Origin of the sequence: Mycobacterium sp., from assembly GCF_035506235.1 — a bacterium.
Classification (GTDB): Bacteria; Actinomycetota; Actinomycetes; order Mycobacteriales; family Mycobacteriaceae; genus Mycobacterium.
Genome location: NZ_DATJPU010000151.1, coordinates 1 through 10,192, shown reverse-complemented (window position 1 = coordinate 10,192; position 10,192 = coordinate 1). Strand labels below are relative to the sequence as shown.

At 63.9% G+C, this 10,192-nt stretch carries 8 protein-coding genes and 1 tRNA gene; 3 read left to right on the top strand and 6 right to left on the bottom strand.

Features of this window, described 5'->3' with window-relative positions:
- Positions 1-67 precede the first annotated feature (67 nt).
- A tRNA-Gly gene (locus VMD50_RS14075) sits at positions 68-141 on the top strand.
- 89 nt (positions 142-230) lie between these two features.
- Here VMD50_RS14075 and VMD50_RS14070 read toward each other — a convergent pair.
- The 6 genes from VMD50_RS14070 to VMD50_RS14045 form a co-directional block, all read right to left on the bottom strand.
- Positions 231-1,370, bottom strand: a complete 1,140-nt coding sequence (locus VMD50_RS14070) for a tyrosine-type recombinase/integrase (RefSeq protein ID WP_325428355.1) — start codon at positions 1,368-1,370, stop codon at positions 231-233.
- A complete protein-coding gene (locus tag VMD50_RS14065) occupies positions 1,370-1,585 on the bottom strand; it encodes a helix-turn-helix domain-containing protein (RefSeq protein WP_325428354.1) in 216 nt (71 codons plus the stop codon). Before VMD50_RS14065 ends, VMD50_RS14070 begins: the two co-directional genes overlap by 1 nt.
- A 20-nt stretch (positions 1,586-1,605) precedes the next feature.
- The gene (locus VMD50_RS14060) at positions 1,606-3,267 is read right to left on the bottom strand and encodes a replication initiator (protein ID WP_325428353.1); all 1,662 of its coding nucleotides are present in this window, start codon (positions 3,265-3,267) and stop codon (positions 1,606-1,608) included.
- A 32-nt stretch (positions 3,268-3,299) separates the two neighbouring features.
- Positions 3,300-4,652: an FtsK/SpoIIIE domain-containing protein gene (locus tag VMD50_RS14055; protein ID WP_414686067.1), complete on the bottom strand. Its 1,353-nt coding sequence runs from the start codon at positions 4,650-4,652 to the stop codon at positions 3,300-3,302.
- A 183-nt stretch (positions 4,653-4,835) separates the two neighbouring features.
- Positions 4,836-5,282 (bottom strand): hypothetical protein, encoded by a 447-nt coding sequence (locus VMD50_RS14050; RefSeq protein WP_325428351.1) that lies wholly within the window; start codon positions 5,280-5,282, stop codon positions 4,836-4,838.
- 102 nt (positions 5,283-5,384) lie between these two features.
- A complete protein-coding gene (locus VMD50_RS14045) occupies positions 5,385-6,179 on the bottom strand; it encodes a GntR family transcriptional regulator (protein WP_325428350.1) in 795 nt (264 codons plus the stop codon).
- A gap of 77 nt (positions 6,180-6,256) precedes the next feature.
- Between VMD50_RS14045 and VMD50_RS14040 the strand changes: the two genes are divergently transcribed.
- Positions 6,257-6,685 (top strand): NUDIX hydrolase, encoded by a 429-nt coding sequence (locus VMD50_RS14040; protein ID WP_325428349.1) that lies wholly within the window; start codon positions 6,257-6,259, stop codon positions 6,683-6,685.
- 821 nt (positions 6,686-7,506) lie between these two features.
- Entirely contained in the window at positions 7,507-9,642 is a 2,136-nt protein-coding gene (locus tag VMD50_RS14035; RefSeq protein WP_325428348.1) for a toll/interleukin-1 receptor domain-containing protein, read from the top strand.
- Positions 9,643-10,192: the final 550 nt, after the last annotated feature.

The following is a 10,192-nucleotide window of genomic DNA, read 5'->3' as shown; positions in this document are numbered from 1 at the left end:
GTCGCGTTCGCCAGCGCTACCCGACCAACCGATGCGACGCCGGATGCTAGCCTTCGTTGGCAACACCGCCGATGTAGTTCAATGGCAGAACATCAGCTTCCCAAGCTGAATACGCGGGTTCGATTCCCGTCATCGGCTCCACGTCATCCCGGCAGGTCAGAAGTACCAGCAAGGCATCCTGGAGACCTTCCACCCCCGTCGACGGACCCTTTTGTGCCATTAGCGTGCCATTAAGGCGAGGGCATGCCCTTGCGATGTGCCTCAACCATGGCCGACAGCTCCTCGGCGATCCGTTGGTCGGCGTCGCTGGTAGCGCGCTGGTAGATCAGCGCCGCGCGCATGTCATCGTGGCCCATCCGAGCCATGAGATCCCTGGTCGACGTCCCGGACTTCGAGGCCCAGATGTTTCCCGCGTGTCGCAGATCGTGGAAGTGCACGCCCTTCATACCGAGCCTTTCGACCATCGATGACCACTTGACCCGCTGCGAAAAGTTCGACCGTCGGACGGGACCGCCGGATAGTTCGCCTGTGAAGAGCAGGGACCCGGGATGCTCGCCGACGTAGTAGGTGATGTGTTTCAAAAGGTCGTCACGGATGGCTTCGGGGATGGCGACCTCTCTGACGCCGGCCCGCGATTTGGGCGGGCCGAATACGATTCCCCGGCCTGGCAGCTCGACGATCGCCCTTGTGATCCTGATGCTCGACCCATCGAGGGCGATGTCCGAGCGCCGAAGGGCGGCCACCTCGCCCCAGCGCATCGAGCCAAACGCGGCCAGGAGCACCAGCAGCCGATAGCGATCAGGGACCTCTCCCGCGATCTGGAAAACCTGCGCGATGCTGACCACGGGCCGCTCGTCGGGGCTTTCGCGATCGGCACCACGGACGATGCATGGATTGCGCGGCACGATCTTGTCCTCGTTCACCGCTGTGTTCATTGCGGCCCTCAACAGGCGGTAGGACTTCGCGGTGACAGTTGCCGAAACACCGGACGCAAGACGACCGGCTCGCCAATGCCGGATCAGCGATGTGGACAGCTTTCCTAGCTCGACTCCGCCGAGTTTCGGGTCGATGTGTTTACGGAGCAGCCACTTGTACAGCTCTATCGTTCGCGGTCGGAGACCAGGACGCTGGATAATCCACGCAGTGACATAGTCATGCACCGTAATGCGAGCCCGCCCGGGGTCCGTCCACTCGCCGCGCAGTACTTGCGTCTCGGTGATCGAAAGCCACTGCTCCGCACTACGTTTCGTGTCAAATGTTCGCAGGGCCGTATGGACTCGCCCGTCGGGCCCTCGGTATCTCACCTGCCAACGCTTTGACGGCAGTTGCCGAACGCTTCCGAATCCCCGGCGGCCCGGCTTGTTTGCCACTACGACGCTCTCAGGTCGTGGCGCACGGTGGTTGCAGTGATTGGCGCCACCCGGCCGGCCTGCGCATAACTGTCTAGGTCCTCGATCGACAGGCGCACGTGCGCACCAAATTTGTGGAATGCGATCCGCCGTTCCGAAATCAAACGACGGACGAATCGCACCGAGGTATTCAGGTATTCCGCCCCCTGCTCGACCGTCAAATATCCTGATTCCATTGTTGATTCACCCCGACCTATCACGCCGTCACTCGAGTTGCCCACGTTTCGTCTCCGCCCGGTGGTCCAGCGGCCAGTAACGCTCTGCTGTATTCGCTGCGCCAGATAACGCGTTGGGCGACGGCGCGCATGATCAGCTCGTCGCGGGGCGGGATCGCCCGGTCGCCGGGTTCGCATTTCAAGATCGCCACTCTGCCCGGGTCACGCACAGGTTTGCTGATCCCGGCGTCGGCGAGGAGTTGCCGAACAAATGCCTCACGGTCGGCCCGATGGTCCGGGAGGGTCTTGCCGGTCCATTTTCGGGACACCAGCACTCGACGTCCGGGCAGCCCGAGGGTGCTGCGGCGGTGTGCCTTGCCCTTGCACTGGCCCGGCAACGTTTTGCTGTTTGCGCCTTTCGGGACGATGCCGTAGCGCAGCCAGACCGGGCACCGCTGCGAACACGGCGTGATCGCAAGTTCGGCGTGCAACCGTTCATGATGAGCCCGCTGCGCAGAGGTGGCGGGTTCGATGACTTCGCTGATCGATTTCGTCAGGTACTTGGTGAGGTAGCCGATGTGGCGTCCGGCTTCCTCGGTGCCGCCCAGGATGCCCTTGGGCTTGCACTGCTCCCCGAACCGCACCACGTGAGCCGGCTGCGCGTCCTCGTCGCCGGCGAGCGCATCCAGCGCCTCATCCCACGACTTGAGAGGCGTGCGGGTGTCCGGATCGATAAACGTGCGAGCATCCCGATCCCACACCGGCCAGTCTTCTTCGTGATCGCACGCGTAGACGAGGTCGTCGTGGTTGGGCCACCACACCTGGTGGTAGGTGGCGGCCACGACCTGCCTGGTGATCTTGTGCGGGATCGCGCCCCGCAACGCGGCGTGCAGATGCGGTGCGGCGCGTTTCTGCGGTTCTACCGTCGCGAAGTACTGCACCTCCCATCCCAGGACGCGCCGCAGGTTCTGGATCAAGCGGTCCACCAACGAGGAGAAGTGGATCGCATCCCGCGCGGCACGCCGGTAGTCGTAGGTGTCCGGGTCCACCGGTGCCCCGTTGCGGATCGCGCCGTAGCTCTCGCAGGTGAGAGTCAAGAACATCGACGGCCGGTACTTCCCGGCGTATTGCCGCCCGACGGTCGTTTTGCGCACCTGCCGGGTGGGCAGGTCTGGGGCGTCCTGGCGTCGTCGGGTGGAACGCGTGCGCGTGATGGTGGCCGGCGCATCCGGTGACGGGATACGCCCGCGCATACCGGACGCGCGCAGCTCGTCGTCGACGGAACCGATTTTCGCCCGCAGCTCCTCGGCAGCCGCATGGTCGCCCTCATCGCACGCGGCGCGGTACACGCCGATCAGGTCCGCGCGGTGGGCGAGCAACTCGGTTTGCACGTCGCTCGGCGGGTGAGATTGCTGGACGGGTTCGTGGTCGAGGTGCCAGCCGTCGCGGAGTTGCTGCATCCGCAGCAGGCGTGCCTTTTTCGCGCATGACGGGCACTGGGATTCCATCGTTGATTTGCATGGCACAGCCACGTAGTCGGTGACCCCGGTGTCGAGGTTGAGAGTGCGCATCACTAACGGCCGCACACACACCCCGTGCTTTTCTGCAGCCGAGCCCGCGACGTCGTGGAAGCAGGGTCGGGCGCGGCGGTCGGCAGCTGTTTCCCGCCGACCCGACTCTCGTCCGGGTTGATCGGTTGTCAAGGGTGACTTGGCAGTCGATTCGGTGTCTGTGATCACGGCGCACGCCTGTCGTCCGGTTCGTCGGGCAAGTGAGGACGGTGGGCTGGGATGAAATACTTTGTGAGGTGGTCGATGTCAGCGTCGGTGACGTGGTAGGCGCGCACCCGTAGCGGTTCGCTGGTCCCATCGACCATGACGTATCCCAGGCCGGGTGTGCTGTCGGGAATCTGGTCGCAGACCGCGCCGGCCTCACGTGCGGCCGCCCCGAGCACCATCCCGGTTTGGGTGGCTTCGGTCATCCGCAGTCCAATCCGCACGGTAAAAAGCTGCCGCACCGGCAAGGTGTCTTTGGCCGGGTCCTGCGCGGCGGCGATGACGCTCACTCCGACAGCGCGGCCCTGGGACAGCAGCAGCCCGAGGAGTTGTTCGATTTCGGCTCGGATTTTGCGGTCGGTGCCGTAGGCGGTCAGCGATACTAGTTCGTCGATGATCACCACCAGAAGCGGTTCGGCCTCGCTGGGGGTGTGCAGGCGGGTATGGCCCCGCAACCGCGCTGCCCGCCTTGTCATCACCGATACCAGCGCCCGCAGCAGCCCAAGCGTCGTCTCGGCGTGGTCGTGGCTGAATGCGGCAAAAAGCGGGGCACCGCGACCCAGTTCCATCCCGCCCTTTGGGTCGATCACGCAAAGTCGCACCGTTCCGGCTCGCACAGCCGGCGCCAATCCAGCGATGATCGACCACAACACGCTGCCCTTGCCCGACCCGGTGGCCCCAGCCACCAGGACGTGATGCCCGAGCATGGGCAGCACCCATGATCGATGCCCATCGGCGGCCCCGACCGTAACCGCGACCAGATCGGTCCGGGTGCCGTAGCCAGGGCGCGGCAACGGGATAGGCTGGGACAAATCGTCGCCGCGGTGGACCACAATGCTCACCTCACCGGGCCGAACGGACCGGACAGTCAGTCGCGAGCATCGCCACGTTTCGGCCAGCGCGGCGCCCTGTTTTTGCCAATCCGCCACAGTCTGGCCGGTCACGATGCGCACCACCAATGCATCGGTCCCGCCGCCGATGCGCACTGACAGCAGTCTCGGGACGAGCGTGCGCTCGCCGAGCCGCGCAGTTAACCCGTGCAGCGTGCACACCTGCTCCCAGGAACGCGTGTATCGCCACCAGGTCAGCCAGGACGCCCGGATCGGGTACCACACCACGCGATGAAACGACTCGCGGTCCAGATAGCACCACAGCCCGTAGCTGACCGCCCACACGACGACCACGACGACACCAAGTCGCCAACCAGCCACCGCGGTCGCGGCCAGTGCTAGCACGATCGGCATGCTCGCGAGCGGGAACCGAACCGCCCACCACGCCAACAATCCGATCACCTTCGCCGCTCCCACCACCATGGCCTCGACGAAGTCGTCCGTCGCGCTCTCAGAGTGCTTGCTACCGTGGGATTTCGATTGATCCGTCACGACTGATCCCCTTCCCATCCTCGTGAATCCGGTTTATCGATAGCGTGATTGGGCGCCCACGACCCCACACCCGACACAGTGGCGCCGGGACTGGCTCGTCGCCTTCTGTCCCCATCAAGCGCCCACCTTCGCCGGCTCGCTACGCACCGACGTAGCCGACTTCGAGTCGGGTCCCGGCGAATTCGTGTCACCCTTGATCCCAGTCGCCCGGTACACGTAGCCGACGTATGTGAACTCGCCCTGTCCCATCCGGCGGGCCTCGGCTGTCAGGCCAACCAGCTCGATCATCCGTATCCCGCTGCCCAACAACAACTCCGGTGTTGCTGGCACAGGCTGGACCCGTGCCAAGAACGTCACCTCAAAACTCGCGCGTTTTGCCTTATCCTCGTCTGGGTCCGACACCGCTCCGACCCACTGCAACAAGCCCGTCACCGGATCGGTCTTCTGCACGTTCGGACGCTCGTACTCCATATCCGGGCTGATCGGGCCCAACAGCATCAGCCCCTTCGGGAACACGTCCGCGTGCTCCACCGGGAACCTGTGTCCCCGCTTGATCGCCATGTCGTTTGTCCTTTCACTGATAACTCCTCTAGACAAGTAGCAACTTACATAGTTGTCTATAGGAGTGCAACCTAAACGGTCAAGAATTTTCCTACTGAGCGTTCAGCGAGCCCAGAACTCGTATTCCAGCACGTACGCGGGAGCGACCTTCACTGTGTCGCAGACTTCAACCGCCACGTCGTTGGTGTCGTACGCAGTCCGCAGCACCGTCAAGACCGGAACGCCCGCTCCGATCTCCAAGGCCCGCCGTTCTTCAGGGGAGGGCATCCGAGCTGCGACTTCCTCGGTGAACCGTGCGAGCACGTGACCGTTCTCTTCCAAACGCGCGTAGATCCCGCCCGGTCCTGTGTCCACCTGCTCGATCTTGGTGCCTTCGGCAAACGCTGCCGGTATGTATGAGACAGCGGTCTCAATCGGTCGCCCATTCGCCAGGTAGCGCCTCGACCGCACGATAATCTCATCATCGGTCGACAGTCGAAGTCGCTCAGCCAGAACAGAGTTTGGCCTTTCGCGGGTCACGACAATGTGGTCGACTTGCGGCGAGTACCCAGCCTTTTCCGCCTCAACGGTAAACGCTGCCTTACCCTCCGCGCGATGCTTTCGCGCAAATCGATCCGACGCCAATCGTCGGATTGGCGGGCTCGGCCGGACGAACACTCCGCGACCGTGCTCGGAGACCACCAGTCCTTCGCCACGTAGCTCTTGCACGGCCTGCCTGACCGTCATGCGTGCCACGCCGAAATGCTCGATCAACTCCGCCTCGGACGGAAGTCGCTCGCCGGAGGCCAGGCGATTGGATTCAATCGCCTCCCGCAACATGGCCGCGATCTGCCGATATGACGGACGATCGTCCGCCCGGTCGATCTGACCAAGTTGCAGCACTTGAGAACCTTCCATCGCATCTCTAGACGACTAGTCTACGTACTAGTGTTCGCGCGTGTCACTGCGAACCGTGATGAGATGGAGGCCCAACGATGGCAGCCACGCCCAAACACTCGGTCAGCGTCGCCGGCATCGTCGTAGGTGACGATGACCGAGTTCTCGTGATTAGGCGCGACGACAATGGTGACTGGGAGGCGCCGGGTGGCGTCCTTGAACTGGGCGAATCCTTCGAAGACGGTGTTCGACGCGAGGTCCTGGAGGAAACGGGGTTAGCGATCTCGGTGGAACGCCTCAGCGGTGTGTACAAAAACCTCACCCATGGAATCGTCGCGCTTGTCTTTCGTTGCCACCCTGCCGCCGGCGACACTCACCCAACTGCCGAAGCCCGCGAAGTCCGTTGGATGACCAAAGAGGAAGTCGAATCCTCGATGAACCCTGCGTTCGCTGTGCGCGTACTGGACGCCTTCGACGACCACGTCCATTCGCGTGCCCACGACGGAGTCAACCTCGTATCGCGCTAGCGACTACGACCCCTGCGGCAACACGCGTTGCCTCTGCCGTGTAGCCGTGTAGCGCATCTGCCGAATTTCGCCCTATGGGATCAAGGCGGCCCGCACGCGCGCCGCGCCAGGCCGCTGACCGGCCCTGCCGCTCGTCCCTCGCTCGGGGCCGGGCGGCCCGGCAATCGATCGCTGAGCAGCGCCGAGGACGATCCTGGGCTGGGATTCTGGCGACCTGCACTGACCGACCACCGCGGTTCGTCGTTGGCTGCTCGTATTCACCGTTGAACGTCGCGGCCGAGGAAGCCAGATGGGTCGTGCCACGAGTCGCCTTGGTCGGCCGGGCCACGGGACGCTTCGGCCCCGGCCCTACGGTCTCCACGTCTATGAAGTCCTACCAGCGGCCGGAGGGCACCCTCACCGGTCCTCATCGGCGCAATTATCTGACTTTCCGACCGGACGAGTAAAGGGCGCCTTCGGCGTCACTACGTGATGGCGTCGCCACCCTTGACACGCCCGCTCGTCAGCACAGGATCGCCTGTATGAGAAACAGGGGATAGCAGGAAGCAGGTGGTGATCTGCGGTGTGAGAACTTTCTTTACTGATATCAAGGGCGAGCGAAAGACACATACTGAGCTACGTAGTGGCGCGAGTTAACGCCCCGCCATTGGAGAAGGAGGCGTGAAATAATTCGGAGGCCGCCGATGGGCCCACTTCTGTCGTGACGAGATGGTTGTTGGCATTTGTTCTAGTGACGCAGGTACCTGGCGATCAGGGGACGGGACGGCAAGGCTGCGACTCGCCATAGCCGGAAAACTTAAATGCGGTGACTGGAGGATGGTATGCGGCAAGCGTTTGTGTCTTACGCACGAGAGAACAAGCCCGATATTGAGACGCTGGTCGGGCATCTGAACCGTCTGGGATGTCCGACGTGGTTCGATTCTAATCTGCAGGGCGGCCAGGACTGGTGGCAGGAGATCCTTCGGCGCATCGCCGATTCCGATGTCTTCGTCGCAATCGTTTCCGAAGCCACATTGAAGTCGGTGCCGTGCGCACGTGAACTCCGGTGGGCGCGGCAGCTCAACAAGCCGGTGCTGCCGTTGGCGCTGGAGAAGATTCCCGAGGCGTTACCTGAAGACCTGGCGACGCTGCACATAGTGGATTATTCGGAACACGGCGAGGAGAGAGTGTTCGCACTTGCCGGTGCCCTCAACGGGCTCCCGCCGGCACCGCCGCCGCCGGATCCGCTCCCGACGCCGCCGGAGGCGCCGCTGTCGTACCTCACCGACCTGATCGGCCGGGTGGGCCAGTCTGAACCGTTGACATACGAACAGCAACATCAGATCGTCGTTGCGCTCCAACCTGCCCTGGGGTCGGCTGACCCGGACGAGCGACAAGGCGGCCTCGACATCCTCGAGGCCTTCAGGAAGCGCCACGACCTGTACGCAGAAGTCGGCCGGATACTGGATCAACTCGGCGGGACCGACGAGAGCCGTCGCGCTGACGATGTGGAGCGAGATTACGAGCGCGCCGTCGAGGCGCAGGCCGCCGGAGAGTGGGAGAAGGCGGATGACCTATACGCCAAGATCCTCGCGGCCAGACCGCGCTACCGCGACGTCGCCGAACGCCTCCAGCAGTGCCGGACGGCCCGGCAGGTAGCCGAGCTACAAGGCCAGCTTCGGCAATACGCTGAGAACGCCAACTGGCAAGCAGTCATCGATACCCACCGCGAGCTCACCAGGCTCGACGCGTCCGCCGCCGATCGCGCCTTCGAGCAAACCGACCCTGACACCGCCGTGGCGATCGGGGATGTCGCGTTATCCGCGGACGCCACGCCGGTGGCCGTCAACGCTTACCGCCGGGCCGCCGCAGCCGGAAAGCCCGAGGCCATGGTCAAGCTCGGCACCCTGCTCGCCGACAAGGTCGACCCGCCGGAGTTGGCAGCCGCCCGTGACTGGTTCGAAAAAGCCGCCCAGGCGGGTGACACAAAGGGTATGAGAAGCCTCGGCATCCTGCTCGCCGACAAGGTCGACCCCCCAGAGTTGACCGCCGCCCGTGACTGGTTAACCAAAGCCGCCGAGGCGGGGGACACCGACGCGATGACACACCTCGGCAACCTGCTCGCCGACAAGGTTGATCCGCCCCAACTGACCGCCGCCAGTGACTGGTTAACCAAGGCCGCCGAGGCAGGGGACACCGACGCGATGACACACCTCGGCATCCTGCTCGCCGACAAGGTCGATCCGCCGGATGTGGCCGACGCCCGGCGCTGGCTAGAGAAGGCCGCCCAGGCCGGCAACACCTATGCCATGAAATCCCTAGGTATCCTGCTGGCCGATAAGGTCGACCCCCCAGAGTTGACCGCCGCCCGTGACTGGTTAACCAAGGCCGCCGAGGCAGGGGACACCTACGCGATGAGAGCCCTCGGCCTCCTGCTCGCCCACAAGGTCGATCCGCCGGATATGGCCGACGCCCGGCGCTGGCTAGAGAAGGCCGCCCAGGCCGGCAACACCGACGCCATGACTTCACTGGCTATCCTGCTGGCGGAGGACCCGCCGGATCTTGACGGCGCGCGCCGCTGGTACGAGAAGGCCGCCCGGGCCGGGAACCTGTTGGCAGCACTTTTGTTAGGAGACCGGCTGCTGATGCATTCCGATGACATTACCGCTGCCCGCTATTGGCTGGAGAAACCCGCCCAAGATGGGTGGATCGATGCCATGTTTGCGCTTGGCGTCGCGCTGCAGAGGCGCCCACGGGATCTGGCGGGAGCACGCTACTGGTTCGAAAAAGCCGCCGAGGCAGGGAACATCGACGCCATGAAATCCCTAGGTTACCTGCTGGCCGACGAGCTCAGCCCGCCGGATCTTGACGGCGCGCGCCGTTGGTACGGGCAGGCCGCTCGGGCCGGCGACGCCGACGCGAAGAAGGAACTTCTCGCGCTGAAAGCCCGCTCGATATTCCGGCGATTTAAGGGGTGAACGCCGAGACTCTGCGCAACTGGATCCGTCGACAGCAGGTCGACGACGGTCAGCGTGACGGTGTTTCCTAAGTGGTTTCGGCATCATCACCTTCGGAAACGCCTTGCCGTGTTCCCAGAAGGCGGAACAGTACGACGAAACCGTCCGCAAAGCGTAGCGCCGTAACTCGTTCCGGTGTCACGACATTGTCACAACCCCACCCGCTTTGACAGGACCACAGCGGACTCAAGTGAACACATTGCGCAGGTACCCGGCGTTTACAAACCCGTCCGTACCGCGGCGGTTGGCGAAAACCGACTTCCCAAGCTGAATACGCGGGTTCGATCCCTCGCCTTGGTCAACGCGCCGGGCTAGCCCGCCCCGGGGCCGCCCATCCAAAAATAACTGCCCCAGGCCGTGCCGCTGTTCATTGTTGACCGTCTCTTTCGATGGCGACCACACGGGGCTTGATCGTCACTTGTGATGCCGAGGGCTTTTGGCGCGGGTAGGGCTCGTCGCCACCGTCATCGTGGCCATGAACGCCGCGTGTGCCGGTCAGGGCGGTCACCCC

Bases quoted from the DNA above. Each gene is read 5' to 3' on its own strand.
- VMD50_RS14065 (WP_325428354.1), bottom strand. From the start codon at position 1,585: ATGGAATCAGGATATTTGACGGTCGAGCAGGGGGCGGAATACCTGAAT.
- VMD50_RS14055 (WP_414686067.1), bottom strand. From the start codon at position 4,652: ATGGTGGTGGGAGCGGCGAAGGTGATCGGATTGTTGGCGTGGTGGGCG.
- VMD50_RS14050 (WP_325428351.1), bottom strand. From the start codon at position 5,282: ATGGCGATCAAGCGGGGACACAGGTTCCCGGTGGAGCACGCGGACGTG.
- VMD50_RS14045 (WP_325428350.1), bottom strand. From the start codon at position 6,179: ATGGAAGGTTCTCAAGTGCTGCAACTTGGTCAGATCGACCGGGCGGAC.
- VMD50_RS14040 (WP_325428349.1), top strand. From the start codon at position 6,257: ATGGCAGCCACGCCCAAACACTCGGTCAGCGTCGCCGGCATCGTCGTA.
- VMD50_RS14035 (WP_325428348.1), top strand. From the start codon at position 7,507: ATGCGGCAAGCGTTTGTGTCTTACGCACGAGAGAACAAGCCCGATATT.